Source organism: Streptomyces sp. GL_148, from assembly GCF_057834205.1.
The window spans coordinates 8,607,814-8,633,682 of the sequence record NZ_CM174396.1; the positions used below are offsets into that span (position 1 = coordinate 8,607,814).

Annotated in this window: 26 protein-coding genes and 3 pseudogenes; 14 read left to right on the forward strand and 15 right to left on the reverse strand. The window is 70.2% G+C overall.

Annotated features, from left to right (window positions below):
- Positions 1–19: 19 nt before the first annotated feature.
- Complete coding sequence (locus AC3IYI_RS38770) at positions 20–478, reverse strand: MarR family winged helix-turn-helix transcriptional regulator (protein ID WP_489408123.1); 459 nt, start codon at positions 476–478, stop codon at positions 20–22.
- Between the two features lie 84 nt (positions 479–562).
- On the opposite strand from AC3IYI_RS38770, the gene AC3IYI_RS38775 reads away from it, so the two are divergent.
- Both AC3IYI_RS38775 and AC3IYI_RS38780 read left to right on the forward strand, forming a co-directional pair.
- Positions 563–940 carry a VOC family protein gene (locus tag AC3IYI_RS38775; RefSeq protein ID WP_489408124.1) on the forward strand — a complete coding sequence of 126 codons (378 nt, stop codon included), beginning with the start codon at positions 563–565 and terminating at the stop codon, positions 938–940.
- A 185-nt stretch (positions 941–1,125) separates the two neighbouring features.
- Complete coding sequence (locus AC3IYI_RS38780; protein WP_489408125.1) at positions 1,126–1,332, forward strand: hypothetical protein; 207 nt, start codon at positions 1,126–1,128, stop codon at positions 1,330–1,332.
- 65 nt (positions 1,333–1,397) lie between these two features.
- On the opposite strand, the pseudogene AC3IYI_RS38785 reads toward AC3IYI_RS38780, so the two are convergent.
- Positions 1,398–1,936 (reverse strand): annotated as a pseudogene (locus AC3IYI_RS38785) (DinB family protein).
- Positions 1,937–2,211: 275 nt separating this feature from the next.
- On the opposite strand from AC3IYI_RS38785, the gene AC3IYI_RS38790 reads away from it, so the two are divergent.
- The 3 genes from AC3IYI_RS38790 (at position 2,212) to AC3IYI_RS38800 (ending at position 3,930) form a co-directional block, all read left to right on the forward strand.
- Positions 2,212–2,754 carry a hypothetical protein gene (locus AC3IYI_RS38790; protein WP_489408126.1) on the forward strand — a complete coding sequence of 181 codons (543 nt, stop codon included), beginning with the start codon at positions 2,212–2,214 and terminating at the stop codon, positions 2,752–2,754.
- A 239-nt stretch (positions 2,755–2,993) separates the two neighbouring features.
- Positions 2,994–3,413 carry a hypothetical protein gene (locus tag AC3IYI_RS38795; protein WP_489408127.1) on the forward strand — a complete coding sequence of 140 codons (420 nt, stop codon included), beginning with the start codon at positions 2,994–2,996 and terminating at the stop codon, positions 3,411–3,413.
- Positions 3,414–3,630: 217 nt separating this feature from the next.
- Positions 3,631–3,930, forward strand: coding sequence for a LysE family transporter (locus AC3IYI_RS38800; protein WP_489408128.1), 300 nt, complete (start codon positions 3,631–3,633; stop codon positions 3,928–3,930).
- Positions 3,931–4,125: 195 nt separating this feature from the next.
- On the opposite strand, the gene AC3IYI_RS38805 is transcribed toward AC3IYI_RS38800, so the two are convergent.
- A complete protein-coding gene (locus AC3IYI_RS38805) occupies positions 4,126–5,097 on the reverse strand; it encodes an aldo/keto reductase (protein ID WP_489408129.1) in 972 nt (323 codons plus the stop codon).
- Positions 5,098–5,238: 141 nt separating this feature from the next.
- Between AC3IYI_RS38805 and AC3IYI_RS38810 the strand changes: the two genes are divergently transcribed.
- Positions 5,239–5,616 (forward strand): MerR family transcriptional regulator, encoded by a 378-nt coding sequence (locus tag AC3IYI_RS38810; protein ID WP_489408130.1) that lies wholly within the window; start codon positions 5,239–5,241, stop codon positions 5,614–5,616.
- A 250-nt stretch (positions 5,617–5,866) separates the two neighbouring features.
- On the opposite strand, the gene AC3IYI_RS38815 is transcribed toward AC3IYI_RS38810, so the two are convergent.
- From AC3IYI_RS38815 to AC3IYI_RS38840, 6 genes are all read right to left on the reverse strand, one after another.
- Positions 5,867–6,157: a hypothetical protein gene (locus AC3IYI_RS38815; protein ID WP_489408131.1), complete on the reverse strand. Its 291-nt coding sequence runs from the start codon at positions 6,155–6,157 to the stop codon at positions 5,867–5,869.
- 79 nt (positions 6,158–6,236) lie between these two features.
- Positions 6,237–6,377 carry a hypothetical protein gene (locus tag AC3IYI_RS38820; RefSeq protein ID WP_489408132.1) on the reverse strand — a complete coding sequence of 47 codons (141 nt, stop codon included), beginning with the start codon at positions 6,375–6,377 and terminating at the stop codon, positions 6,237–6,239.
- A 227-nt stretch (positions 6,378–6,604) separates the two neighbouring features.
- Positions 6,605–7,396, reverse strand: a complete 792-nt coding sequence (locus AC3IYI_RS38825; protein ID WP_489408133.1) for a DUF2785 domain-containing protein — start codon at positions 7,394–7,396, stop codon at positions 6,605–6,607.
- 363 nt (positions 7,397–7,759) lie between these two features.
- Positions 7,760–8,278 (reverse strand): RDD family protein, encoded by a 519-nt coding sequence (locus AC3IYI_RS38830; protein ID WP_489408134.1) that lies wholly within the window; start codon positions 8,276–8,278, stop codon positions 7,760–7,762.
- Positions 8,279–8,629: 351 nt separating this feature from the next.
- Positions 8,630–9,892 carry a Fic family protein gene (locus AC3IYI_RS38835; protein ID WP_489408135.1) on the reverse strand — a complete coding sequence of 421 codons (1,263 nt, stop codon included), beginning with the start codon at positions 9,890–9,892 and terminating at the stop codon, positions 8,630–8,632.
- A gap of 202 nt (positions 9,893–10,094) precedes the next feature.
- Positions 10,095–10,550, reverse strand: a complete 456-nt coding sequence (locus AC3IYI_RS38840) for a hypothetical protein (protein WP_489408136.1) — start codon at positions 10,548–10,550, stop codon at positions 10,095–10,097.
- Positions 10,551–10,593: 43 nt separating this feature from the next.
- Here AC3IYI_RS38840 and AC3IYI_RS38845 point away from each other — a divergent pair, with 43 nt between their 5' ends.
- Positions 10,594–11,097: a hypothetical protein gene (locus AC3IYI_RS38845; RefSeq protein WP_489408137.1), complete on the forward strand. Its 504-nt coding sequence runs from the start codon at positions 10,594–10,596 to the stop codon at positions 11,095–11,097.
- A gap of 52 nt (positions 11,098–11,149) precedes the next feature.
- On the opposite strand, the gene AC3IYI_RS38850 is transcribed toward AC3IYI_RS38845, so the two are convergent.
- A complete protein-coding gene (locus AC3IYI_RS38850) occupies positions 11,150–11,326 on the reverse strand; it encodes a hypothetical protein (protein ID WP_489408138.1) in 177 nt (58 codons plus the stop codon).
- Between the two features lie 51 nt (positions 11,327–11,377).
- On the opposite strand from AC3IYI_RS38850, the pseudogene AC3IYI_RS38855 reads away from it, so the two are divergent.
- Positions 11,378–11,961, forward strand: a pseudogene (locus AC3IYI_RS38855) (IS5 family transposase); the annotation flags it as partial.
- A 302-nt stretch (positions 11,962–12,263) separates the two neighbouring features.
- On the opposite strand, the gene AC3IYI_RS38860 reads toward AC3IYI_RS38855, so the two are convergent.
- The 4 genes and pseudogenes from AC3IYI_RS38860 to AC3IYI_RS38875 all read right to left on the reverse strand — a co-directional run bounded on the left by AC3IYI_RS38860 (position 12,264) and on the right by AC3IYI_RS38875 (position 14,785).
- Entirely contained in the window at positions 12,264–12,794 is a 531-nt protein-coding gene (locus tag AC3IYI_RS38860; RefSeq protein ID WP_489408139.1) for a GNAT family N-acetyltransferase, read from the reverse strand.
- A 315-nt stretch (positions 12,795–13,109) separates the two neighbouring features.
- Positions 13,110–13,829 carry a class E sortase gene (locus AC3IYI_RS38865; RefSeq protein ID WP_489408140.1) on the reverse strand — a complete coding sequence of 240 codons (720 nt, stop codon included), beginning with the start codon at positions 13,827–13,829 and terminating at the stop codon, positions 13,110–13,112.
- 176 nt (positions 13,830–14,005) lie between these two features.
- A pseudogene (locus tag AC3IYI_RS38870) lies at positions 14,006–14,137 on the reverse strand (sortase); the annotation flags it as partial.
- Positions 14,138–14,203: 66 nt separating this feature from the next.
- Positions 14,204–14,785, reverse strand: coding sequence for a transposase (locus tag AC3IYI_RS38875; protein ID WP_489408141.1), 582 nt, complete (start codon positions 14,783–14,785; stop codon positions 14,204–14,206).
- A 512-nt stretch (positions 14,786–15,297) separates the two neighbouring features.
- On the opposite strand from AC3IYI_RS38875, the gene AC3IYI_RS38880 reads away from it, so the two are divergent.
- The 4 genes from AC3IYI_RS38880 (at position 15,298) to AC3IYI_RS38895 (ending at position 22,330) form a co-directional block, all read left to right on the forward strand.
- Entirely contained in the window at positions 15,298–16,818 is a 1,521-nt protein-coding gene (locus AC3IYI_RS38880; protein WP_489408142.1) for a helicase HerA domain-containing protein, read from the forward strand.
- 1 nt (position 16,819) lies between these two features.
- Positions 16,820–18,538, forward strand: a complete 1,719-nt coding sequence (locus AC3IYI_RS38885) for an ATP-binding protein (protein WP_489408143.1) — start codon at positions 16,820–16,822, stop codon at positions 18,536–18,538.
- Positions 18,535–21,702: a hypothetical protein gene (locus AC3IYI_RS38890; RefSeq protein WP_489408144.1), complete on the forward strand. Its 3,168-nt coding sequence runs from the start codon at positions 18,535–18,537 to the stop codon at positions 21,700–21,702. Before AC3IYI_RS38885 ends, AC3IYI_RS38890 begins: the two co-directional genes overlap by 4 nt.
- Before the next feature lie 115 nt (positions 21,703–21,817).
- Entirely contained in the window at positions 21,818–22,330 is a 513-nt protein-coding gene (locus tag AC3IYI_RS38895) for a hypothetical protein (RefSeq protein ID WP_489408145.1), read from the forward strand.
- Between the two features lie 1,506 nt (positions 22,331–23,836).
- Here AC3IYI_RS38895 and AC3IYI_RS38900 read toward each other — a convergent pair.
- Positions 23,837–24,016, reverse strand: a complete 180-nt coding sequence (locus tag AC3IYI_RS38900; protein WP_489408146.1) for a hypothetical protein — start codon at positions 24,014–24,016, stop codon at positions 23,837–23,839.
- Positions 24,017–24,227: 211 nt separating this feature from the next.
- Here AC3IYI_RS38900 and AC3IYI_RS38905 point away from each other — a divergent pair, with 211 nt between their 5' ends.
- Both AC3IYI_RS38905 and AC3IYI_RS38910 read left to right on the forward strand, forming a co-directional pair.
- Complete coding sequence (locus AC3IYI_RS38905; RefSeq protein ID WP_489408147.1) at positions 24,228–24,341, forward strand: ATPase; 114 nt, start codon at positions 24,228–24,230, stop codon at positions 24,339–24,341.
- A gap of 936 nt (positions 24,342–25,277) precedes the next feature.
- On the forward strand, positions 25,278–25,802 hold the full coding sequence (locus AC3IYI_RS38910; protein WP_489408148.1) for a peptidylprolyl isomerase: 525 nt from the start codon (positions 25,278–25,280) through the stop codon (positions 25,800–25,802).
- The last annotated feature ends 67 nt before the right edge of the window (positions 25,803–25,869 follow it).

A 25,869-nucleotide genomic window follows, 5' to 3' on the forward strand; every position in this document is an offset into this window, starting at 1 on the left:
TCATGGCGCTGCGGACCGTCTACACGTCGAAGGCATCTGCCATCCGGTCCAGGTCGGCGAGGAGAGTGTCGAGGCGTTCCGGCGGGACGGCGTCGGTCATCCGCCGGTCGATGGCGTAGACGGCGGAGCGGGCGGCCGCGAGGCGCTGGTGGCCCTCCTCGGTGAGGTGGGCGGGCAGCGCCCGGCCGTGGTCGGTGGTGGCCGCGCGCGTGATGAGGCCGGCGTCCTGCAGGCCGCGCAGGACGACGTTCATGGACTGCCGGGTGACGAAGGTGCCGCGGGCCAGTTCGGCGTTGGAGAGCCCGGGTTGCTGGTCGAGCAGTTCGAGGCAGGCGTACTGCGGCACGGTCAGGCCGTGCTCGCGCAGGGCCTTGTCCATCGCGCCGCGCAGGGCGGAGGCGGCGCGCTTGAGCCGATAGCCCAAGCGCTCGGTCACGTCGCCGGTCGGGGCGGAGGTGGGGATCGGCCGATCAGTCATGTCAGGAGTTTGACATAGGGGAGGTGCGATGCCTAACGTCACCTATGTCAAAGTCCTGACATCGAATGCAGCCAAGGAGCTCTCATGACCACCGCCGTTTCCGTCAGCGGACCGGACTTCATCGCCCTGCAGGTGCGTGACGTCGCCGCGGCCGCCGCCTTCTACGAGACCCACCTCGGCCTGCGCCGGGCACCGGCCTCGCCTCCCGGCGCCGTGGTGTTCGCCACGAAGCCGGTCGCCTTCGCCGTCCGCGAACCCCTGCCGGGCGTGAACCTCGACGCCGTGGAACGCCCCGGCGTCGGCGTCGGACTGTGGTTCGAGACGAGCGACGCCCAATCCCTCCACGACCGCCTCCAGGCGGCCGGGATCCCCATCGTCAGGGAGCCGGAGGACGGTCCGTTCGGCCGGATGTTCACCTTCCTCGGCCCCGAGGGCTACGCGATCACCGCACACGGGAACTGACCGAGCACGCCTTCACCGTCACCCCGAAGGGGTCGTTCTCCCTGGCGGCCGTCTCGACTTCCTGAAGGGGTTCCCCCCGCCGGATATCACGACGCTGGTTTCCGGCAGGCGACAGCCACTCGACCGTCGGCGTGGAGGCGAGGCAGGAAGGCGGCCGACAGGGCGTCGTGAAGGCAGGAGCCCTCGTGTACACCAGCCCGCCCGGCGAGGAGTGGGTCGGGGCGGCGACAGGGTCCGATCCGGTTCCGTCGCCCCCTGGCGCGAACGCGGTGCGACAGGTCACCGTCGCAGGCCACACCCTGAACGCTTTCGATGCGGAGTGCCTCGCCGGCATCGCCGACCGCTGGGCACCTTACCGGAGTTGGGTTGCCCTCCTGCTGCGCGCGCAGTGAGCCTTACGCGCTGACGCTGACGCTGCGCGGTAAAGGCGAAGCGTGAGCGCGGCTCGGGAGGGGGCCTACCGGGGAGTGGTGAAGCGGGCCCGATACAGGTCGCGGAGCAGCGCGATCTCGGCCATGTGGTCGACGAAATCGAGGTTGGCCCCCACAGCACGGCGATGAACGGTTCCCCGGGGTCGGAGTCGTACGGGTACTGCGAGAGGCCGACCGTGTCGAGCTGGTCGGTCGTGATCGGGGTCTCGTCCGGCTCTGGTTCGCCGGTGTGGGCCAAGACCTGATCGACCCGCTCGACGCTCACGCTCCAGTCCTCGGCGATCTTCTCCACCGACATGCCGCCGGCCGCCTGCCGGGCGACCTCCGCGTACTCGCTCGCCGGGATGTCGGCGGCGCCCAGGTCCAGTACCCACTCGCCCGGCCCGAAGGCCCGCGGCGTCGTCGCCTCGGCGCGCCGGCGCAGCGATCAGCAGCCGGGCACCGGCTCCCACAGGTACTCCTCGTCGCCGAGCCCGGCCAGGCGCACCCCGGCCATTTCCCTGGCCTTGTCGAACTGGTCGAGCAGCAGGCCCAGACGGTCGATCCGTACGCCCTGGATCTCCATGAACGGCTCCCTCTTCGCGGTCGCGCGCCGTACCTCGTTGCGCTCGGGCGGAGGTTAGCGGCACACCCCAGGGGGCGCGACCGGCTTTCTCGCTCACGACGTGCTGCAGCGCTTCCCGTGTCACCACACCCGTCCGGGTCGTCCCCGCCCGCATCCTGCGTCTGAATCAAGTCACAGAAGGCTGCCGCCATGGCTTGTGTCTGCCAGGTCGGTCATGGTCGTGACGTGCGTACGTCGTGCATGAGTCGCGACGGCGCCGGCGCGAGGGGGAGATCGTGGTGGACAGCAAGGAATTCGTGCGACTGATGGGGCGCCGGGCCGCTCTGCGCTATGTCCTGGTGGGGATGGCGGCCGCGACCGTGGCAGCCTGCTCGGGCAACGGTTCCTCCAGCGTTCGCTCCCAGACACTGATCGCGTTCCTGCAGGGCACCTGGGAGTTCAAGAACGAGGAGGGGAAGGGGGCCCGGGTCGACGCATTCGACGACGGACGGTACCTGCTCGCCGGCGGGGAGCCCGGTCAGGAATGGTCGGATGAGGGCACATGGCAGTTCCAGGACGGTCGCCTCTCCTACACCGTGGAGGAGCGTCGGCCCCCCTATGTCGTGCACGAGATGCCCGAGCAGGCCGAGAAGGCCCTCGATGGCAGCTACACCGTGTCGGGCGGCTTGATCGACAACGACGGGCAGGAAGAGGGCTACTCGAAGATGCAGGTCACCGGTACCAAGGACAAGGTGGTGCTCACCTTCCCCGAGCAGAGGGACGGGGAGCCTCGAGTCATCACCTGTACCCGGGCACCGGGCGGGCAGGGTGCCCCCTGATGCGCGAGCCCAGACGTAGATCTCTCTCGACCAGACCAACGATCAGATGACCGTCGACGCAGGCCGACAGTCCCCGGCCCCGGAACTGCCCGATCGGCACCTTGGACTGGCCCCGACCAGGGCCGCGTTCGCCGCGGCGATGGTGCCGGCGCGCAGCTGGTACTGGTCGACGTGGACCAGACGGGAGCGGGTTTCCGGAAGGATGGTCGCCGTCGGAGGGCGCTCGGTAGATTCCGGCCATGAGTGATGACGAGGACTACCTGGACAAGAGCCCGGCTGCCGGTCGCATGGGGAAGGCTGCGGAGTACTTGGTCGCGGCCTCGTGCATCCTTGCCACGGGCGGTGAGTTGAACGTCTCCACCTCACTCGTGGACGACGAGGGGGTGGACCTCGTCTTTCACCGGCGGGGGAGTTCCGCGACTCTGGCGGTGCAGGTGAAGGCGCGGATGTCTACTGGAACGCAAGTTCAGCAGGGCCGGCTGATGGCCTTCGTGCGGTCGCAGACGTTCCAGCCGCGGACCAACCTGGACATGCTGTTCGTCGCCGTGGACGTCGAACTGGGGGCGATCATGACGGCCTGGCTGATACCGAGCGGCACGTTCGGCGAGATGGTGACCGAGCCCAACAGCAAGGGGCGCTTCCGGCCTCTGCGTCGATGAAGCCGGACTCCAAGGATCGCTGGAGCCAGTTCCGGCTGACGGCTGCGGACCTCTCGCAGCGCATCCTTGCCCGGTTGGCCGAAATGGAGAACGTGGGAGGCGCATAGGTAAGGGGCCTAACGGTCGTGGCACCAGAGCCTCCACTGGTCGTTCGTAAGACGCGTGAACCTGAATCGCCACTACCGCTAACACAGGCGGGAGCGCGGACGCCTCCCGGTTGCAGGTACTGCTCAAGGGGGCCGGGATCAGCGGCCTGAACCCGAAGGCACTGCTGCTGTACTTCTCGCTGTTCCCGCAGTTCATCGACCCTGCCGTGGGCTGGCCGGTCGCCGCGCAGACCGGGCTGCTCAGCACGGTGCACCTGACCGCGTGCGCCGTCGTCTACCTCACCGTCGGCATCCTGGCCCGTACAGTCTTGAGCACCCGGCCCTCGGCCGCCCGGGCCGTCACCCGCATCGGCGGTGCCATGATGATCGCCATCGGCGTCTTCCTGCTCATGGAAGGCCTGGCCGGCTGAGGAACGCGTCCCGCGCCGCCCTGCCCAACAGCAGATGAAGCACCGCATCCAGCTGTAGCCATTGCGGCAGCGCGGGCACCGCCGTTTTCAAGAAGCCCCGTCCTGGCCCCGGAGAAGCCCTTCGGGGCCGAACCGCGGCGACTGCGTACCTGCCGCCGCTCGCTGGTGTCGGGAAGGCGACGCCAAGTCCGGGCCTTACGCCTGGTCGAGGTGGGCGCGCTGTGCCGGGGTCAGATCCAGGTTGACGGCGTCCAGGGCCTCGTCGAGCTGGGGGAGGGTCGAGGCGCCGACGACGGGCAGGATGGGGAGGTCGCCACCGAGCAGCCAGGCGAGGACGACTTGGTTGGCGGTCGCGCCGGTCTCGGCCGTCACGTCGCCCAGCGCTGCCAACTGGGCTGCTGCACCCGGGTGATCGAAGCCGCTCGGCAGGGGCTTGGCCGGGTCGGTGTACGCGCCGGCCAGCAGGGAGGTGTAGGCGAGCAGTGTGACGCCGGGTTCGCTGCGGACGTAGTCGAGCAGTTCCGGCGTCGCGTGCTCGCAGGAGCCGAAGGTCGCGCCGGGCCGGGGCCGGAGGTAGGTGTACTGCTGCTGTACGCAGCTGTATCCGGCCACTCCCTGCTCGCGGGCCAGCGCACGGGCCCGGTCGATGCGCCAGGTGACCTGGTTGCTGACGCCCAGGACGTCGACGGTGCCGTCGGCGACGAGTCCGCCGAACGCCGCGACCGTCTCGGCCAGTGCCGGCCGGCGGTCCTCCATGTGCGCGTACAGCACATCGAGCCGGTCGGTGCCGAGCCGCTTGAGGCTGCCTTCGACTCCGGCCTGGACGGCTGCCGCCGACAGTCCCTCCGCAGTGCCCGGCCACTCACCGGGGCCGGTCGGCCGGGCGCCGACCTTGCTGGCCAGCACGACCTCGTCGCGGTTGCCGCGTTCGGCGAGCCAGCGTCCGATCACCAGCTCGCTCTCGTCGCCGTTCGCGCCGTCGAGCCAGAAGGAGTAGCAGTTGGCGGTGTCGATGAAGGTACCGCCACGTTCGACGAACCGGTCCAGCAGGTCGATCGCGCGCTGCTCGTCGATGCGGGTGCCAAACGGCAGCGTGCCAAGGCAGAGCGTGCTCACCATGGGGCCGGGAGTGCCGTCGGTGCGCAGGCCAAGGGTACGGAAACGCATGGGAGTTCCTCTGAAGAAGGGGGCGTGGGGCTGGGCCGTTGGCGTGGGACGCCGGGAGCCGTGGAAGGAAAGGTGCCACCTGGAGCGCGGTCCAGGTCAAACCATTCCGCGGCCCGTTGCCGCCGGTGGCATGATCCCCGCATGAGCGCACCCACGACCGAGTACCTGACCCCTGCCGAGACGGTCGAACGGTCCGGCTTCAGCCTGGACACCCTGCGGTACTACGAACGCATCGGCCTGCTGGGCACAGTCCACCGCTCGCACACCGGCCATCGCCGCTTCACCCAGCACGATCTTCAGTGGCTGGCCGTGCTGCGATGCCTGCGCGACACCGGGATGCCGATCGCCGAGATGCGGCGCTTCGCCGACCTCGTCCGCGACGGCGACGGGACCTTCGCCGAGCGCCTGGCCTTGCTGGAGCAGCACGACGCGCAGGTGGAGGAGAACATCGCCCACCTGCGCGGACAGCAGGCGTATGTCCGCGAGAAGATCTCCTTCTACCGCCGGGCATTGAACTGACGCATCTTCAGGTTCCGTACTGGACGTCGTCGGCCAGGACGGCCTCGCCGTCGATGGTGAGGTGAGGTATCCGGCGTCGATGAGCCCGGTGACGGCGTGGGCCCAGGGTCCGCCCGCGCCGGCGGTCACGGAGCCGTCGTGCCAGGCCTGGTGGAGAACGGTGGCGTCGAGGTCGCTGAGGACGTCGCGCTGAAGGGGCCGGAGCCGCGTGTGCCGTTGGGGTTCCGCCAGGTCGCGGTGCGGATCGCGTTCATCTGCATTCGGCGAGGTAGTCGGCGGTGAGCGGGCCGCCCGCGTAAACGCGAGGGCACGCAGGACTGCTGCCGCCTCGGCTTCGGCGGACGCGGCAGGGGCTGGCTGGACCTGGTGGTGACACGGCAGGGCGGTAGACCTCTTCGGCGAACGGGGTGAGGTCGGCGGGGTGGAGGTCCAGGTGCCGGGCGAGTTCGAGGACGACGTGTAGGGGCTGGTTGGGCAGTACGTCGAGCCGGATGTCGTTCTCGTGGACGCCGAGGAGGTCAGCGAGTTCCCAGCTGGTCATGCCTGCGCCGTGGAGGCGGCGGATTTCGGCTCCCCGGCCGCGGGGTTGCCGTTTGCGGGGCGGTGCCGGTACCAGCGGTTCACAGGTCGCCTCCCTGGTCGTCGAGGACCGTGACGGTGAGGCGGCGTGCGGTCATCCAGTCGGTGTGGTGCCAGCGATCACGTGCGGAAGACGGAAGCCTTCTCACCCACACCGCCGCCGTACCAACCGGATTGCTCACCGGAACGAGGAGGGAGCGACAACGGGCACCTCGACTGCTGCACTCGGGCTGCGGAACAGCCCCGAGCATGCCCGCTGACCACGCTGTCGCACCGGGACAGGCCGCGACGGCAGAGTCGGGCTCAGGGGCGGGTACCGAAGGGGCCGAGGACGTTGCGGTCGAGCCGCAGGGCGTCGTGAGTTCTCACGTGCGCGCCGCTCCGCTCGCCCGAACGGGGTGCCGACCGCTCAGCGTCTGACGATCCGGTCGAGGGCGGCGGCGATGCTGGACTTGACCGCGTCGCGGTGGTGCAGCGGTTCCGCGGGCAGTTCGCTGGCGGGCCGCACGCCCCGGTCGGCGAGGACGTAGAGCAGGCGCAGGGTACGCAGGCAGTTGCTGAGGTCAGCGGGCACCGGGGTGCTGATCCGGTCGGACCCGAAACGGTCGGCGACTGGATCCAGCCACCGGACGGCGTCGCGTTCGCTCAGGTCGGTGCGGGTGAGGACTCGGGCGACCGCCCGGGCCAGGCGGTCGTCCTCCATCTGGTCGTAGACGTGGTCGGTGGGCGCCGTCAGCCGCGCGGCGGCGAGGTCCAGCATCCGCACCGGCGCCACCTCGCGGTGCAGGCCGAAGCCGGCAAGCAGGTCCGCGCCGTGCGCCACCGCGTGAAGCCAGCCGAGAGTCTCGTCGTGGCCGCGCAGATCCACCTCCGCCGGGTACCAGTCCTCGAACGCCTCCACCCAGCCGGCCTTGAAGTCCCCCGCCGCCACCAGCATCTCGAGCACGAGGGGAGCGAAGGTACGGGCCTGGATGCTCGGGTCGGTGAACCGGGCGGCCATCTCGTCCCCCAACTCCAGCCGCTGGGACCTCTCGATCACCCCGCGGGCGATCCAGGACTCTAGGACGGTGTAGGGCGCGCCGTCCCGGACCAGCGGATCGGGATCTGCCAGGGCACGGGACAGCTCGCGCACGAGGTCGTCCATGGGATGGCCAGCAGGCACGGCATAGTCGGCGGCCTCGACGCTCTTCCAGTCGATCATGACGGGCACAGTAGGTCCTTCCCGCTGTTCCACGCCTGCGAATTATGGCCAGGAGTACTCGGTCACAGGCCGATCACGCCAAGCCGCGTGCCCTGAACAGTGAGCGTCACGAAATGTGGGCCACAGCCCTGAATCTCCCCACCCGGCGCTCGGGGGCCGAACAGACCTGCTCACCAGGATTCCCCACCCCAGGCAAGCCCGACCCAGAGCGCCCTTAAGACCCGCCTGCCGGGTGGTGGTGGCAGGCCACCTCGACGCTCGCGCCGGCAGCCCGTCTACCTCCTGACGCCGACGCCACACCCTGCGGCCGTGCGGCCAGACTGCCGGCAGAATTGAATCCTGCTGCCGTCCCTGACCGCGCCGTCACCGACGGTGGATCACCGCGCTGCCCGAAGCCCTGTCGTGCATGCCACGGCGGTCCTTGCTGAGGTTGATCGACGAGACGTTGGCGACACACAGCACCGGGATGCTGGTCACCACGAGGTTCGTGAGGTGCCGGGCGACGCCCGAGCCGTAGCCGATGCGCTCGCCGGTCTCGAAGTGCACTACTTCGAGGCGCAGGGCCCGCTTGCCCGGAGTCACGCCCCAGCGCGACACGCTCAGCGGGGAGTAGAGCAGGACGAAGGCCGTGACCCAGAGTGCGGCAGTGGTCCGCCAGATCACACCGGCTTGACCGTCGGCGACACCGGCGGCCGTGAGAATCCGGTCGAGGCCGACCAGCGGAACGAGAATGACCGCGACGGCGATGACCAGGTCGATGGCAGTTGCGGCGCAGCGCGGCAGGAGACCCGCCGGAGAGCCGGGACGGGCGTCCGGAGCCGCCTGGAACCGGCCGAGGCCGCTGCCGGAGGGCATGGAATTGAGCATGTCGATTTCGTGCATCCGCGGGATCCTACATTCCGCTTGCACGGAGAGTTCCCCTGCGGGGGCCGCCCTGGCCACCGCGGGGAATGCGACGGCCACGTTGGGCCGCTTCGAGGGCCGCTGGCTCGTGGTGTTGCAGGAAGCGCCTCGGCCTAAAGGACCAAGGTGCCTTTTCGCTTTCCGGGATGTGTTTGTACTGGTCAGCGGGCTGATCGGTGGGTCGGCGTGCGGGTTCGGGGCTGCTGTTGGGTCTCGGCGTGGTGGTCGAGGCGGTTCGCATCCAGTCCGGCCTTCGTGATGCGTTCGGTGCCGTCGTCGTGGATGGCGCTGATGGCGGCTTGACTTGGCGACGGTCGCCAGCTGAGGCGCTCACCTCGATGCCGAGCCGGTCGAGTCGGCGCTGCGGCGCCGGGTCTCCGCTAGATGGACGTTGATGTAGCGGACAAGGATCAGCGGATCCTGCGGGGCGTCGGCCTCGAAGGTGATGCGGCGCAGGAGGCTGACTCCGTCGAGTGCGATGCCCGCGCGAGCGAGGACGAAGACGAGGGCGAGGAAGGCGGAGCGGGCGTTGCCGTCGTCGAAGGGATGGAAGAAGCAGACGTCGAGATAGGCACGGGCGGCGCCGGCGGTCAGCCCGAGAGGTCGGCCCACGTCGGATGCACTCTCGGCCAGGCACGCGTCGAAGCGGGCAGGTGTGTCCTGTCCGATGCCGTAGCGTTCCCGGCTTCCTTTGGCGAAGGCGGGCGAGGTGCGGAACCGTGGCGGCTGCGGGGCGCCCAGGACGTGCTGCTGCCAGCTGCTGAGCAGTGTGAAGTCGAGCCGCGCTCCGCGTGCCGCGTCGGCTCGGACCAGTTCCAGGGCGCTGAGCAGCCCTTGGGCTCGGGCAGAGTCGATGGCGCCGTCGAAGGCCCGGATGTCCTGCGCCGCGCCGTCGCGAAGGGGCACCACCGGTCCGTCCGTACCGCCGTCCGGGATCTCGTGCCACGGCACCGATTCGCGTACCGCGAGCCAGCGCTGCAAGTGGTCTTCAGCCGGCGCGACTGAGCGCGTACGGTCGTCGGCCGGCTGCAGAGAGAGCGCGAGCTGCTCCGCTATGTCGTCGACCACCACCGTGTCAGGACCGGTCCAGCTGTCGACCACCACCGTGTCAGGACCGGTCCAGCTGTGGAACCGTCCACCAACCGCTTCGTCGACCAGGCTCTGGGCCACGTCGGGCGCGACTCCCCAGCGGTTGAGAAACCAGATGAGTACTTGGCGGCAGTGGCCATGCCAGCCGCTGCCGCACCCGGTACGGTCGACGACCTGCAGAATCAGATTCCTCGCCGTGCGCTCCCACAAGATCCGCTGATCGTCGATGTCGGTCAGGTCCAGGGGGTACGCCTCGAACCAGCCGGCGAGGTACTCCAGCCACTCGCGCCACTCCCGCAGAGCCGCCTCGACACGGGCCAGTGTCTCTTCCGGCGTCGTGATCGAGTGCTGCGGGCAGCACCAGTTTCCTATCGGTCCGCCGTCGAAGTCCCCTTCGTCGTGCGCCCAGCGCCATCCGACGGTCCAGCTGCCGTAGTGCTGTACGAGGGCGTACGACATGGCGTCGGCCCAGGACTTGGCCTCGCCACGACTCCAGGTGCTCATCGCGGGGTCTCCGAAAGGGACGTCCGGGCGGATGGGCACACACCGGGCCGGGCCGAGCGCGCGCACCGTCCGCGCTACGGACGCGCAGTCGAAGGTTTGACGGGCGGGGTCCACGTCGTCCCAGGTCAGGAAGCCAGGAGCCAATTCAACGATCACCGCGCAAGCCTGCCAGGCCCGCCCAGCGCCCCCAAGCGGTTTTCCCTTAGTTGGCCCAGCACTCGCGCTCGCTCATGCCTCTGAGGTCCATCCGCCCCGCGCCAAACCTCGCGATGATTCTGGGGCTACTTGGGGTCCTCGCTGTCCCAGGGGTAGACGAACTGGCGGGGGTTGAGCTGCCAGTCGGCAGCACGGTCAGCAGTTCCGACTCGCCGGCTGCCTCAGCGGAAGCGACGAGGACTGCGCCGATGTCGTAGTCGAAGCCATCGATACGCTCGTTGTCGTACTCCCAGTGCTCAAGCCGGAAGGCGCGGTCCGCTTCGCTGGGCACCCAGCCCTGATTATGTGCTGCGGAGTCACGTTGGGTCTGCCTGGGCGTGATGTGCACGAACGCCCGGTGGTCAGTCTGCGTGGCTGGGGCTTCCGCCACCAGCGCACTCCCGAGGCGGAGTGTGGACAGCTTGTCGGTGGGCCAGATCGAGGTGTTGTTCTCGAGATCCAATCTCTACTTGTCTGCCCTTGGGTCCGTGAAGATCATCTTCTAGATGATCCTGCGGGCAATGAGGGGGATGGCGGCCCAGGCAAGTAGAGCTTCGCTGCATGGCGGAACCGATCGAGCCCAAGCGGAGCCGCCCACCACAAGACAGGCACCAAACCGCGCCGCCGCAGCGGATCCTCCACCCCAGTTCATCGTCACGGTGCCGACGATGTTGGATAGCGACATGAGGAGACGCAAGAAGGAGAACAAGAAGCGGGCCGCCTGGGGTCTTCCGAAGGGGATCGTCCTGTTGGCAACGCCAGAGGGCTGGCGCACGAGCATCCTCACCTTGGAAGGGGGAACGCTCTGCGGGCGCCTGGACGTTCCGATCAACACGAACCCAGAAGACGCGCGGGCCGCTGCGGCAGCCATGGTGACGGGACTTGCCCGCGACTTCCATGACGCCGACGTCGGGGTTCTCTGGGATCCACCCCTGGAGCTCTGGTCATGGACTGCCCAAGTCACCCTCACCTCCGACACCGAACCTCCTTCGCCGGCCACCGAGGGTTAGTCGGCAAGCTCACCGCTGCTACCGCTTTGGCGTTGCCGGAGTCGTTCCTGGATCAGGCATCCCAGTCTGCGGAGTCCCAGATCGCTACGTCGTCGCAGAAGGTCTCCCAGAACCCGTCGCGCACGAGAGCGGTCTCGTCGATGCTGGAGACAAGACCGCGCAGCTCGTCCGCCTTCTCCTTGCAGCCCTCGTCGTCGCCGTCCGCATAGAACGGGAAGCGTGCGATCACGGCCGCGACGCATCGATGTGGCCGTCATGGCTTCGGGTCGTTGGCATGAGCATGGGGCGGGGAGATTCAACGCATGAGGAGTGGGCCCGGCTGAAGCCGCATCGGCCGAAGTCCGGGCAGCGCGGCGGCCGGTGGGTCAGCCACCGCAGGTCATCAACGGAATCCTGTACCGACTGCGCACTGGGGTGCCATGGCAGGATCTACCTGCGCGTTTCGGTCCAAGGAAGACGGCGTACGAACGGCACAGACGCTGGTCGGCGGACGGCACGGACGGCACCTGGGACAGGATCTTCGCGGCCGTCCTGGCCGACGCCGACGCGGAAGGCCGGATCGACTGGTCGATGGTGAGCGTCGATTCGACCTCCTGCCAGGATTATCAGCACGCCGCCGGGGCTCGTAGGAAACCGCCACCGGTGCCGGGAAAATACGCACGCCCCGACAGCACCGCCCCCCGACGAGGGACTCGGACGCTCCCGGGGCGGCTTGACCTGCAAGATCCACCTCGCCGGTGAGGGTGGGCGCCGCCCCCTGGCCCTGCTGATCACTCCGGGCCAGTGGGGCGACGCTCCGCAGCTCATCCCGGTCATGGAACGCGTGTCGCCCGCCTCGGCGGCGGACATCCACGCACCCGGCCCGGCCAGCTCGGCCGCGGACAAGACATCCCATGCGGATAGGCGTCAAGCCGCCGTTGCTCTGAGTCCGGCTGAGGCCTGTGGGAAAGCGACTGCTTCGTCGTAGGTGTGGCCGTTCTGGATGCAGTGGAAGAGCATGCCATGAAGCGGTTGAAGAGGTTTCGCTGTGCTGCGACGTGGCGGTCGCCGGCTGCTCTGCGGCGCTCGTATAGCGCACAGTGGGCGAGGGGTCCGTGATGGACAGCTCCTGGTCGCCGAGGTCGATGTTCACGAGAAACGAGAAACGGCAGCACTCCGCAGGCGGGCTATGCAGTGGAGCGCCATTCCCCTTCGAGGCTGCTGAAGATCATGGAGTCTCGCCAGCCGTCGTGGAGCAGTGCGGTGTCGCGCAGGCATCCCTCAGGCGTCATGCCGATCTTGGACAGCACTCGGGAGGAGCCGAGATTCCTCGGGTCACAGGTGGCGTGGATCCGATGGAGTCCCAGCTCGCCGAACCCGTGCGCGAGCAGTTGCCGGCCTATTTCCGTGCCGATGCCCTGCCCCCATACCCGGGGATGCACGATGTATGAGATCTCGCCCTGGCGGTGCTTATGGCTGCGGACATGCAGCTCACCGATGCCGACTACATCCCGCCCGACGCGGGCGACGTAGGGGAACCGGCGCTGGGGGGTGCCCGACCAGGCCCTGACCGCGGAGTTTACGAAGTCCTGCGTCTCGGCCTCTGTGTTCGGCCCCCAGGCCTGATAGCGGCACACCTCCGGGAGGCGCGCCCACGAGTGAACGGCCGGCCAGTCTTCCAAAACGATCTCGTCCAAGGTAACCGAGTGCTGACTCATGGGGCGATCATGAACAGGCGCCGCGCGAAGATCAAGATCAGGGAGCCCATCACGCTTCGCTGACGGCCATGCGGGGAGGAAGGCCCCGGTGCTGTCAGTTCTCGGGTTCTGGTCCGAGTTCTGCGATCCGCCTACGGACTGCAGTTTTTGATCTTCCTGTTGGGGCCGTAGAAGTCGCCTTGAATGCGCTCCTCGGAAAGCAGACGTGCGGCCGCGCAGTTCCCGACGGCGTACGGTATGGCCGCGCGGCCGGTGAAAAGCGCCTCCCGGACACGCGCAGGGGCCCGCCCGCGTCCCTGCGAGGGCTGTGCGGCGCTATCCGGCAGGCGGCGCTGCGGTCGTCTTGCGGAGAACGCCTATCTTGTCGATGCGGTGCTCGGGGTTGCCCTGGCCGTCGCTCCAGAAGTTGCCTTCGGCATGGTCTTCCGGGGTGGCGCAGGTCGAGATCGTGATCATGGCCTGGGTCGGGGCCACACCCGGCTTTCCGGGGACCGCGGCGCGCTGCTCGCTGAGCGAGAGTTCTGACCGGAAGGACGTCTTGCGGCTCGCGGTGATCTCGTACGTGTACACCACATCGCCCATGGTCACGAGCACCGAGTCGCCCTTCGCCACGGCGGGCAGGTCACGCAGCGGGCCGCCCGCCGACAGGCGGTGCGCGGTGACCAGGAAATTGCCCGCCTGGCCGGGCCCGACTCCGCCATGCTTCCCGTACGGGCTGGCCGCCAGACCCTTGTCCTGGATACGGGTTCCGGGCGCATCGTCGGTGGTGCCTTCGTACGGCATCACGCGCAGCCCGGTGATGCCCACCGAGGGTATGGACAGGACGGAGGCCTCGGTCTGCACGGAGGTAACCGGTGGCTCGGACGGCTGCGAGGCGGTGGCGGCCGGGGCCGAAGCGGGTGCCCCCGCCGTCGTCGGCGGTGCGGGAGCCGCCGCGCCGGCGGCAGCCTGAGTGGTGCTGCAAGCCGCCATCAGGACGACCATGGCGCCGGCCGCCGCGGCGGATGCGGCTCGGGACGGGAACTGCAGGGGCATGGGCGTTTCCGTACTGGTCGGCGGGGTCGGCGGGGTCGTCGGGCAGGGGCGCGAGCCGGTTTGCCCGCCAGAGTGACATACGGAGCAAGAGGTTCATAAGGGCCGGCCCTGTGACCTTCGCCCTCCCGGGGACCGGACGGGGGGCACGGTGTGGACGGGGCAGGACGTTGTGACGGTCAGGACGTGGTTGCTGTGAGGACGCCGATCTTGTCGATGCGGTGTTCGTGGTTGTTCTGCGCGTCCCGACAGTGATTGCCTGCCGCATCGTCCTCGGGCGTGAGGCAGGTGGTCACGGTGATCATCGCGCGCTGTCGCCGGACTACCAGCTGTGCGAGCTTCGCCACCTGCGCTGAGCCGGGCAACGTACTCGCCCTTCAGAGTGGTCCCCTCCGCGCGGTTGGCGGTCCGCGCTTTCGTGCGCGACGTCGTGCAAGGCGTGGGCCGAGCTCCATCGCCGGAGGCGCCCCTTTACGAATTGGCTGCCAACACCAGGTTGGCAGTCCACGCTTCGCCGAACGTATGGCCTGCCGCGCCGACCGCTCACGCACCAGTCCGGCCTCCTTGAGGCGGGCCGGCGCGAGGTCGAGAAGGGGGTCGGCACGGTCGCCCTCGGCGAGACGGTCCCGGAAGTCGGCCAGCACACTGTGGTGGAAGCCCGGGCCGTCCAAATCCATCGCCATCGCGTACGTGAAGTCGATGCGACACCGGACCGCCTCGGCGGCCTGCCGGTCCGACATTCCGAGCAGGAACTGCAGCACACAGACCGTGGCCCGCTGAGCGGGCGACAGCCCCGGACGCCCGTCACGCGGATACCAATTGGCGAAGTCCTCGTCACGCCACAGCCCGTCCAGCCGGTCTCTCACCCACATCGCCGTCGTACCGCTCGGATCGCTCGCCCGCGCGACCTGCGCAGTCAGAGACGGAACTCGCTCACCGGAACGGGGACGGATGGACAACGGGCACCTCGACAACGGCATCAGCCTTTGGAACAGCCCGAGCATGTCTGTTGATCACGCTGCCGCACCGGGAACGCCAAGATCCCCGACAGAGTCAAGCTCAACGCAGACCGAAGTCTGTTCCCCGCGCCGCGGGGGAGCCCCCCGCGCAGGGGCCGGAAGAGGACGAAGCGGTCGGCGAGGTCCCTTGCGGTCCTTGTGGCGTTGGACGAGGTCCTCGGTCGTGCCGAAGGTCAGGCCAGCGGCCGGGGAGGTCCGGCGGGGAGGTCGGGCGGGCGGAACCGGTCATTCAGAGGCCAGTTCACGACAACCGTGTCGCCTGGGACGCACTACCCGTGACGGAAATCGTCCGGGCCGGGCCAGGATGCTCCCACATCAGACGGGAGGCCGAATGAGCGACACCGTGACCGACACCGAGCCAGGGCCGGTACGGCGGGTCCGCGCCCGGAACAGGGCATCGGGCCGGGAGTACGCGACGGCGGGTGGCGGATCCGCCACCCGGCGAGCCTGACGTGAGCGAGCCCGACGTGGCTCGGAGCACGGACGTGGGTGGGGCATTCGAGGGCGGGGCGTTCGCGAACGTCGGCGGCCGGGCAGCGGCCTCCCCGCTCGCCGCGCTTGCCGGCTACCGGTTCCACCGGCTGCTCACCATTCCCCGCCGCCCCGAGGACCCGCAGGCGCAGGACCGTACGCCCGCCCAGCTCACCGCGGCCGTGACGGCGGCCCACGCGGTGCTCTCCCATCGGAGCGGACCCGACGGCGAGAACCGGGTCGGCCTCGCCGTGGCCTGGATCCGTCCCGATCGGCACGCGCCGCTGCACTTCCTGGCCGGTGGCCTGCCCTTCTTCCCACCCGCCGGCGAGGAGTCGGAAGGGGGCTGGGAACACCCGCTGCGCTATCCGCCCGGAGCCACGGCCCGCGAGACACCGCCGGACCACGTCGCCCGGCTCCTGGGCCGCATGCCGTACTGGGTGCCGTGCGGCGGGATGCACGAACCACTGCGCCTGGGTGAGGACGGCCGGTCCCTGCCGACCGAGCGCCGTGGTTCCTTCGACGACGCGGCCGCCCATCTGCCCGACCCCTTCGCCTGGCTGGTCCTGGCCGAGCCGGTCCCGTACGAGCGGCTCGAACGCGAACGTACGGCGCTCGGAGTCTCCCTGCCCCGGCTGCGGCAGCGCGAGAACTCCGAGGCCGACCGGATCGCGGCCGAACGGGCCGAGGCCCGCTACCGGGAACTGACGCGGGCGCTGGCCACCGGGCTCTGGAACGTACGGGTGCTCGTCGGTGCCGACCGCCCCGAGAGCGCTCTGGCCTCGGCGGCGCTGCTGTGCGGCTCGGGCGAACTCGATGATCTACCCTACGTGTTGCTCCCCGCCCGGCAACCCGTAACACTCGCCGCCGCGGTGTCGGCGGAGGGCGGTACGGAGGGTGGCGCCGCGGGCGGTACGGCGGGCGGTTCTGCGGGGACGCCCGGTGGAGGGGGCCCGTTCACGGCCCCGGCCGAGCTCGTGGCGGCGCTCGCCCGGCCACCCGCCCGCGAACTGCCGGGCATCCAGACCGTGACGGCGAACCGGTTCGACGTCAGCTCCGACGTCAGCTCCGACGGCAGCTCCGATGCCGACCCGGACGCCCCGGAGGCGGCCGGCGACGGGTTCCTGCTCGGCGACGTCCTGGACGAGTCCCTGACGGGCTCCGGGCCGTTGTACGTCTCCCGCGCCACGCTCAACCGGCACACGTTCGTCTGCGGCGCCACCGGCTCGGGCAAGTCCCAGACCGTGCGCAGCCTGCTCACGGAACTCTCCACCCACCGACGGCCCATTCCCTGGCTTGCGGTCGAACCCGCCAAGGCCGAGTACGCGAGGATGGCGGGCCGTCTCGCGCCGCACCGGGCGGCCCGAGCCGAGCCGGCCACGGGGGAAGGGGACCCGGGGGCCACCGGGCCGTCCCCGTTCTCCCGGGTCACCGTGATCCGGCCGGGTGACGTGGACGTAGCCCCGGCCGTTCTCCCGGGTCACCGTGATCCGGCCGGGTGACGTGGACGTAGCCCCGGCCTCCCTGAACCCCCTGGAGCCGGAGCCGGGGTTCGCACTCCAGAGCCACGTGGACCTCGTACGGGCCCTGTTCCTTGCTGCCTTCGAGGGCCACGAACCCTTCCCGCAGGTGCTCGCACGGGCCCTGACCCAGTGCTACACGGCTGCCGGCTGGGACCTCGTCACGGGGGAGCCGCGCCCGGCCAACAAGCCCAAGTTCCTCCTGGACGAACCGGACGTCCCGCGCGCCGCGCAGTATCCGACCCTGGCGGACCTGCAGAGCACCGCCCAGCGGGTGGTCGAGACGATCGGATACGGGCGGGAGGTCACGGCGGACGTCCGTGGTTTCGTGGACGTACGCATCGGATCCCTGAGGGAAGGCACTCCCGGAAGGTTCTTCCAGGGCGGTCACCCGCTTGACGTCGCCGAACTCCTGGCCGGAAACGTCGTCCTGGAGCTGGAGACCATCACCAACGACCAGGACAAGGCGTTCCTGATCGGCGCCGTCCTGATCCGCATCGTGGAGCACCTGCGCGTGCACCACAGCGGGGGCGGGGTACCGCTGCGCCACGTCCTGGTGGTCGAGGAGGCCCACCGGTTGCTGAAGAACGTCGAGTCGGGTCCGGCGGCCGCCGCCGTCGAACTGTTCGCTTCGCTGTTGGCCGAGATCCGCGCCTACGGGGAGGGCGTGGTCATCGTCGAGCAGATCCCGAGCAAGATCCTGCCCGATGTGATCAAGAACAGTGCGCTGAAGGTCATGCACCGGCTGCCCGCGGAGGACGACCGCCGGTCCGTGGGCGCGACCATGAACCTCCAGCCCGAGCAGAGCGAGAGCGTGGTCGCGCTCCGCCCCGGGCGCGCGGCCGTGGCCGCCGACGGCATGGACCGGCCGGTGCTGGCCGCCGTCCCGCACGGCGAAGGGGACGAGGGTACCGACGGGGTCTGTACCGAACCACCCCTTCTGGGCAGCCGCAGCCCGCTCTGCGGCGCCTCGTGCCTCAGCAGTCCCTGCACCCTGCGCACGATGAACGACGCCCACCACCGCTCCCTCGCACCGCTGCACCTGCTCTGGGTCGAGGCGGCCGCCACGGCGCAGGCCATGGGAATGCCCCCGCCCAGTCCCTCGCCCACCGTACGGGGCACCCTGACGGCCTTGGCCGAACGCGACCTGGAGTGTGCCCTCGTCTACGCGGTGGAGCGGGCCGTCGCGGCCCGCGAGCCCCTGATGCGCGGGGAGGTCGACCCGGCGGACTTCGGCGCGCGTCTGCACGCCGTACTGACGGCCCGTCTGTTCGACACGCAGCCGCCGACAGAGGACCGCCGACGTTTCACGTACGCCAACTACCGCTTCCGGGACGTCCTCGAAGTCATCCACCTGGCTCGTGAGGAACGGCCTGAGGGACCGCACGACTACCCGCGCCATGCGGCGGAGTGGGAGGCCCGCGGGATCGTCCTGACCGGGACCTCGGGAGCCGACCATCGCCGACAGGTCCGCGCCCTGGCCCAATACGGGCCCGACCGCGCCCACGGCCGGGTCGGCGATGTCGTGCGCAGCGGCCTCTGCGAAGCGGTGACCGCGGTGACGGGGGGCACCACCCAGGAACACATCGGGCGCGCCTTTCGACTGGCCTGCGCCCCGGGGCAACTGGTGGACGCGCTGGTGGAGGAGGCCGCGGAACGCGTCGCCATCGAATGCGCCCGCGGAAAGGAGCCACGCTCATGACAGGTGCCTCGGACCAGGCCGCCCGCCCGCCCGAACCGGGTACCCCACCACCCGCGCCACAGCTGCCCGACGAGGGCGACATATCCACCGCAGGGGATGTCGGCCGCCGTACCGGAGCGGCCGCGGAGACGGCCACCGAGACGGCCGGCGAGACGGTACGGGCCGAGGGCAAGGGGGTTCCGCAGAGTGCGCCGGAGGACCGCGATTCCGACGCCACCGAGGGGACCGGCACCTCCGACTCCGGGCGGGACGCCGGTGATGGGCGGGACGCCACCGACGGCCGGGACCACAGCGACGGCTGGGACGACAGCGCGTCGCCGGGTGTCGTCGTCGATCGGGACGACACCACCGAGACGCACGACGGATCCCCTCAGGACAGCACCGGGTTACGAGGCCCCGGCGACACGGCGGAGCCGGAGGAGTCAGAGGAGTCAGAGGAGTCCGAGGAGGCGGACACCCGGGTCCTGATCTTCGCGATGGACTTCGACGTGGACGATCGGGATCCGGTACCGCCCGTGGCGGGCGACCCCGAACGGGAGGACGGCGCCGACTCGACCGATCCGACCGACGCCACAGACGTAGACGCCGACGCCACAGACGTAGACGCCGACGCCACGGAAGAAGACGCCGACGAACCCGACACCATTGCCTCCCTCACCGTCGACACGCAGGCGCCCACCCCGGACGCCCCCACCCCGGACTTGACCCCCCGGGTCACCGCCGGCACGAACGTCGCGGCCGTGGGGGAGTTCCAACCCGCGGAGCAGGCGCCGGACGGGGTGGAGGAGCCCACTCCGGCCCAAGGCACCACGGAGGTCCAGGCCGAGCGGGAGCGCACGGACAGCGCCGATCACCACCTGCCGCCCCCTCCCCCCGACTCGCCGGCGCGGGTGGAGTTCCAGCGCGTGGGCGAGGCGCTCCTGACGGACGACGGCCGGATCACGGACACCCCGGAGGCCAAGACCATCGCGATCCAGGCCCTCGCCGACCGCATGACGTCCACCACGCCCGAACTTGTCCTTGCTGCCATGAGCCTGCACATCGGCAACGACATGGCGCACCGTCTGGGCGACAGCCGCTACGTACTCGTACCGCACAACGCGCAGTACCCGTCCATGGGCGCCGAAGTCCTGCACGTCGACGAACTCGTCGAAGCGAACCCGGACCACGCCGACGACCGTGTGGTGCGCCTCGACACCCCGCAGGGCAACCGTCTGGTCCGCATGATCGCCGTCAGCGAGCTGATGGGCTCATGGTCGTACGGGTCCAACAACAACGTGAGGGTGCTGGCGCTACAGGAGGCCACCCGCGAGGAGTTCGGTCTGACCGCGGTCCTGGAATGGAAACTGGACGCGAAGACAGGGGACGCCGTCGGCCTCGAACTGCTCTACAACAAGGGCGCGCTGCACGACTTCCTGCGCAGCCAGTACGACCTCACCCAGGAGACCCTCGCCGAGCGGGGTGTCACCGAGGTGCTCTCCTACCGGGCGCTGACCTGGGCGGAGGGAGCGCCGACGCCGGACTGGGCCGGGCAGGAGGTCGGTGAGGCCGTGGAGGCCGGTCAGCGGCCGCTGGCGAGCTGGTCTGCCGATCGCTCGATCGTGGCCGAATGGATGGATCAGCGCGGCGGGAGCGGCGTCGTCCTTGTGGACCGTACGCCCGCCCGCGACATCCTCGCCCTCCCCCTGACGGGCATCGGCTACCTGGGGCAGAAGGAGTGGGTGCTGCTGCCCGGCGGCAGGCCCGTCACATTGGACGGTGTCGCACAGGGCGAACCTCCGGCGCCCGCGGCGCAGCAGACGGCCGCGAGCAGCGTCGCTCTCGGAGCACCGGTCCTCGCCACAGGCGCCAACGACCGTGCGACGGAGGACCCCACGGCCCGGGCGGAAGCCGCCGACGCACGTCAGTGGCAACCCCTGCAGATCCAGCACCAGCTCGACCGCAACGTCCCGCTCGACGACCTGATCCTGCGGGTCCTCGACGGTACGGAGCCGGCCCCCGACTGGTGGCCGAGGGACGAATCCGGCTATGCCATCACCCAGCGCGACCTCGACTTCCTCCACATCGACCCCGTTCAGATCAAGTGGCTGGTCACCGGGGAGGCGCCCATGGGCATGACCCCCGAGCTCTATCGAGACTTTCGCACGGAGATGCTGGCGGCCCTGGACAGCGACGGGATCGGCCCCTCGGCCGTCGACATAAGGATCAAGGGGAGCGGGGCCGACTACTACTCCGGTATCCACAAGACGGTCCCTCAGCTGCAGGACCTCGTCGCCGGCTCCGAGACGTCGGAGCGCTTCCAGGAGTGGGTCGGCGACAGAGAGGGCCCGTCGGCACGCCGCCCCTTCGACCTGATGTGGCGGCTGGGCATCGACCCGAAGCCCAGCGACATCGACTTGGACATCAACAGCACCGCCATGGTCAGAGCGGCCCGAGAACACTGGAAGGAACGACACACCGAGCGCTACGGGGGCGACTTCATGGACGGCCACGGCTACGTCAACGATGCGGCGGTCCGCGGCGCCGGCCCGGCCTTGGACGACTGGTCCGTCCGTTGGGAGGAGAAACTGGGCCGACCCATATCACTGGGCGTCTTCGAATCCAGCGGCCCTTTCGACACGGCAGGGATCGGCCGGCCCCTCTCCTCCCACTTCCGCGCCACGGACTGGGTCACACACCGGCCCGAAGAGCAGCCTTACGGTCCCGGAGGCGACGAGGCACAGACGGTGCACGAGCTGGAGCAGGGGGCGCGCGAGGTGCGGGACCGGGGTCGGGAGTGGCTCGCCACCTACATGGGGTCGGAGCTTTCCTCGTCGTCCTTGCACCCCGCGGTCGCGGCGCTCCGCGACGCCTGGAATGAGCTGCCCTTCCCGGCCGATCCCGAGGACGCCTCCCAGAGCGATCCCGAGGACACCCCCCAGGCCGATCCTCGGGACGCCATCGCCCAGTTCGCGGTCGCGGCCGAGCGGGCCAAAGCGGTCGCCACCGCAGTCGTCGGATCCGTTCGCTTCACTCAGTCCCACGTCCAGGCGTTGCGCATGATGGCCGAAGCGGCCGACCACCACTCCGCTCGGCTCTCGGCGACCTTCCCGCCCGACGGCCACTACATCCGACGGCCGCTCTCGCGGGCATCAGCCGAGACCACAGGACAAGAAGAACCGTGAGCCGGACGCGCCGTACGCTCACCCAGTCCGCACGCATCCTCCGCAGAAGGGAACAACCGCCATGCTTTGGCCCGCGCTCCGTGCGCTATCTCAGGGAGAGTTGACGCCCGATGGGTTGCGGTGGCTCCTGCAGAACTTCCAGCTGGAGGAGACGCCCCGAACGGAGGGGCCCGGATCGGCGGCGAGCATTGCGCACCGCTCCTTCACAGACCCCGAGAACGGCACGCGCCTCGTCCTCGACCTCTCCCGCATCAACGAGGCGGGATGGGTGTTCGCCCTGTTCCACGACGGGGAGCGTCCCTCGGACGCCACCGTCGCCCAGTACCGCACGCTCTTTCGCGATGCCATCGCCCGGCTGGAACTCGATCTCGTCGAGATCACTCCGGCGGTCACGGCCGACGAAGTGTTCGTCCCGGCCCCGTCCGGCACCACCGAGGTCGCCTCCGGCGCCCACTGGCCCCTGCCGTACGAGGACCTCGAGCGGGTCTGGTCCCACCTGGGTCTGCGCGCGGATGCGCCCCGGGAGGTGAAGGAAGTGAGGCTGCGCGAGTTGATGGCCACTCCCGCCTGGTCCGACGCACCCGAGGCCTTGCGCCACCAGGCAACCGAGTTCCTCCGCGACAGCTGAGCCGGAGGGGCGCCGACTCCGGTCGGCGAACGGTGATTTCGCGTCAAGCCGCCGTCTTCCGGTGCACGGGGGCTGACAGGGCCCCGATGGCGGGCGACCATGCTGCAACATCGAACGGGGGCGTGATGGGGGTTGTGAGGTCGGGTGCCGTGGCCGTGGCCGTGGCCGTGGTCGGGACCGGGACTGGGACCGGGACCGCGGCAGACGCGGTTGCCGCCACGCCCCTCGCCTTCGCGCGGGAGGAGGGCCGGTGACGCTAGAGAGCGGTCGGGCCCCGGAATCCCCCCCACCGCCTCCGCCCGCCGAGACCACCGGCGGTCCCGGTCCCGATAAGGGGGCGGACCCGGGGAGCCGCGCGGAGGCTGCGGGCGACAGCGGCGGCGACGGTCGGCGGGAAGGCCCGGACCGGGAGCCCGACGACGCCGACCGCAGCCAAGAGGGCGGCGCCGGAAAACGGGAGGAGGCGGACGGCACGGCGACCCAGCTGTCGGACCTGTCGTGGGACACGGACAAGCCGAGCGCGAGCGCCGACGCAGACGGGCCACGGCAGCCGGAGACCGGGCCCGACCGGGCGGATCACGGGCCCGGCGCGCAGCGCGACGCGGACTCCGGGCCCGCCCCGGAACGAACGGCGCAGCCCACCCCGGAACCCGGCAGGCCGACGGGCGAGACGCCTGATGAACCCGATCAGGGCGAGCCACCGACGGCCGACACCCCTGCGGCGGGTCCGGAGACGCCACAGGAGGGCAAGGACGGAGAACCGCCGTCGGAGCCGCCCGCCGACGACGATCTGGTAACCGACGATCTGATAACAGACCCTCCGGAAGATCGCCAAGCAGGCAAGGGGCCGGACGCCCCCGATGCGGAACGCCCGCAGAAGCCCGATGCGGCACCCCCGGAAAAGCCGGTTGAGGCCCGCCCGCAGGATCCCAAGGCAGGAGACCGGCCGTCCGACCCCCCGGGGGCGCAGCCCGCTTCGGGAGAGCGGGATCCGCAGTCCCAGTCCGGGCAGGCCGCGGATTCCACCCGGCCGCCCGGCGGCGGAGCCCCGGCGGAGACCGGAGGGCAGCCGGTACGGGACGGAGGTACGCGGAGCACGCAGGACGGCGTACCCGCGGATGACCACCCGTCCTCGACGCGCGCACCGGACTCACCGCGGGAGCCGTCGGCCGCACGGCAGGAACCGGCGCAAGCCCAGACGGAGCGCGGCGAGTCGTCTCCGTCCTCCTCCCCCTCCCGTTCCGAGGGTGCTCCGGCCCCCAACACCACCGACGCCACCGGACAGCGGCCGAATACGGCCGACGGAACAGCGCCGGTGGGATCCTCGGAGGGGGCCGACGCCTCGCGGAGCCGCCCGCCCGAGCAGGCCGACCCGCGGGACACGGCAACCCAGGAGGGTCCGCCAGGACGACCCGAATCCGCCTCGCGCGAAGGCAGCGCCGCCGATGCCTCCGGCGCAGGCGGCGCAGGCGGCGCGGGCGGCGACAGTCCGATGGACGAGTTCGGTCAGGCGATGGGGTCCTTGGCGGAGACCGCCGGGAAGGTGGCGGAAACCGTGATCGACGCGACCGTCGAGGTCGCCAGCGGGGTGATGTCGGGCATCGCCGCAGGGCTCGCGAGCGCGGAGTTCGAGGCCGGCGCGGCCTCCGCCCGCTCCAATTTCGCCGCCGGCGGCAGCCCGGACACGGGACGGGACACTGGGCGGGACCGGGGAGGTGACACCGGTCGACGCACGAGCGAGACGCCCGCCGGGCAGGAAGAATGGGAGGAAGGCGACCCGCCGCCCGCCGCCCGGCCACGTTCCGACGATCCCGACGCTGCGGGGGAGGAACGGACGCGGAGGGGGCCGGGATAGGCCCCGTGCGCGTATAGCCACGACCAAAGGACATCTATCGTTGTGCAATCGCCCCAGGTCCTGGTGTCCCCCGGTGGGGTACCTCGTTTGGGCGCCGACTCCTACCGGCTCGCCTCGACGGGGGCGCGGGCCGAGGAGGCGGCCAAGGCCGACTGACCGCTAGGGCGAGCGGAGCGTGCGATGGATTCGCGGGCATGCCGAAGCGGCCGCGGGGCCGGGGCGGCCCTGCGGCGCGCGGTGGCGTCGGTTGCCGGTCCTGTTGTGGGTGTGGGGTGTCTAGGGCTCCGGGGGTCGCCGGGTCGGTGATCGTCCGGGGCGCGTCCTCAGACTGAGCTTCGGCCTCGTAGGGGTCGGAGTCGCGGTCATCTCGTGATCATTCCATGGTGTCGGTTCAGGGCGAGGTGGCGGTCTGCAGTGCCTGTCATGGGGTGACCAGGCTGCTGCCATGGGCTGCATAGCAGGGGGGTGGGTGGCTGTCATGGTGGGGTTGCCCGTTCCGGTGTGCGGCTGGCCGGGGTCGGGGTGTGCTGGTGGGCATGGGTGAGGACGGCCGGTTGGCGCGGGGTGTGGTGGTGCGTTCGTTGCTGGCGGTGGATCAGGGGCCGGGGTCGGTGTCGTCGTTGCATGTGCGGGTGATGGCGGAGGCTGCCGGGGTGACGGTTCGGACGGTGTGGAAGCGGCTGGCGGAGCCGCGTGAGGGCCGTCTGGAGCCAGTGGTGCGGCCGACGCCTACAGTGCCAGTGGCTCCGTCGAGCAGGGACGTCAGGTGGAGGGCGATGACCTCGGGGTCGGCCGGGCCAGCCTCCTGCCTTGAACTATTCCCGCGGACCAAACCCACGCCCTAGACTGCGACCGCTCCAGGACTTGGCGATCATCGGGAGGGCGTGCGAGATGGAACGGGCACTAATCAGCGCATTCGCGGCCGTGGCGTTAGTCGTGTCCGGGGGGAGTGTCGCCACCGCTTCCGACGGTGCTTCGCCGCGCACGACTCACGGCCCTTGCCAGTACACACAGACCCCGGACGAGCCGCCGGCGCGCTCTGTTCCGCTGCCGCCTGACCCGCGGCGCACCCCCAGTCGTGGCACGGTTGATATGGCTGTTCCGACCAGCCAGGGCCTGCTCCCGCTGCACTTGGACCGGGCCAAGGCACCGTGCACGGTCCAGAGTTTCCTGCACCTGGCACGGCATGGGTTCTACGACCGTACGGTGTGCCACCGTCTGACGGCGTACCCAACGCTGAAGGTCCTGCAGTGCGGCGACCCGACCGGTACCGGTGAGGGCGGGCCCGGGTACAAGTACAAGGACGAGCTGCCGGTGGACCTGCCGCCGGCACCGACCGATCCGACCGGCGCGCGCCGCCTCTATGGGCGCGGCCTGCTGGCGATGGCCAACGCCGGTCCGGACACGAACGGTTCACAGTTCTTCGTCGTTTACGGCGACTCCGCGCTGCGACCGAACTACACGGTGTTCGGCACGGTCGGCGCCGACGGCCTGACGACACTCGACAAAGTCGCCGCCGGAGGCATCGAACCGACCGCGGAGGACCCGACACCGGTCGACGGCACACCCGTGCTGCGGACCGAGCTGCTCCGCGTCCAGCCGTCCTGCCAGCATTGACGCACCGCAGCGCGGCCACGTGCTCGATGAGCGTGCCTGGTGCCAAGCTGGCACGCGCCCATCGCCA

Bases quoted from the DNA above. Each gene is read 5' to 3' on its own strand.
- AC3IYI_RS38845 (WP_489408137.1), top strand. From the start codon at position 10,594: ATGATCCTGCGGGCAATGAGGGGGATGGCGGCCCAGGCAAGTAGAGCT.
- AC3IYI_RS38865 (WP_489408140.1), bottom strand. From the start codon at position 13,829: ATGCCCCTGCAGTTCCCGTCCCGAGCCGCATCCGCCGCGGCGGCCGGC.
- AC3IYI_RS38805 (WP_489408129.1), bottom strand. From the start codon at position 5,097: ATGCGTTTCCGTACCCTTGGCCTGCGCACCGACGGCACTCCCGGCCCC.
- AC3IYI_RS38835 (WP_489408135.1), bottom strand. From the start codon at position 9,892: ATGAGCACCTGGAGTCGTGGCGAGGCCAAGTCCTGGGCCGACGCCATG.
- AC3IYI_RS38815 (WP_489408131.1), bottom strand. From the start codon at position 6,157: ATGACCAGCTGGGAACTCGCTGACCTCCTCGGCGTCCACGAGAACGAC.
- AC3IYI_RS38825 (WP_489408133.1), bottom strand. From the start codon at position 7,396: ATGATCGACTGGAAGAGCGTCGAGGCCGCCGACTATGCCGTGCCTGCT.
- AC3IYI_RS38775 (WP_489408124.1), top strand. From the start codon at position 563: ATGACCACCGCCGTTTCCGTCAGCGGACCGGACTTCATCGCCCTGCAG.
- AC3IYI_RS38795 (WP_489408127.1), top strand. From the start codon at position 2,994: ATGAGTGATGACGAGGACTACCTGGACAAGAGCCCGGCTGCCGGTCGC.
- AC3IYI_RS38770 (WP_489408123.1), bottom strand. From the start codon at position 478: ATGACTGATCGGCCGATCCCCACCTCCGCCCCGACCGGCGACGTGACC.
- AC3IYI_RS38860 (WP_489408139.1), bottom strand. From the start codon at position 12,794: ATGAGTCAGCACTCGGTTACCTTGGACGAGATCGTTTTGGAAGACTGG.
- AC3IYI_RS38910 (WP_489408148.1), top strand. From the start codon at position 25,278: ATGGCTGTTCCGACCAGCCAGGGCCTGCTCCCGCTGCACTTGGACCGG.
- AC3IYI_RS38890 (WP_489408144.1), top strand. From the start codon at position 18,535: ATGACAGGTGCCTCGGACCAGGCCGCCCGCCCGCCCGAACCGGGTACC.
- AC3IYI_RS38830 (WP_489408134.1), bottom strand. From the start codon at position 8,278: ATGCACGAAATCGACATGCTCAATTCCATGCCCTCCGGCAGCGGCCTC.
- AC3IYI_RS38810 (WP_489408130.1), top strand. From the start codon at position 5,239: ATGAGCGCACCCACGACCGAGTACCTGACCCCTGCCGAGACGGTCGAA.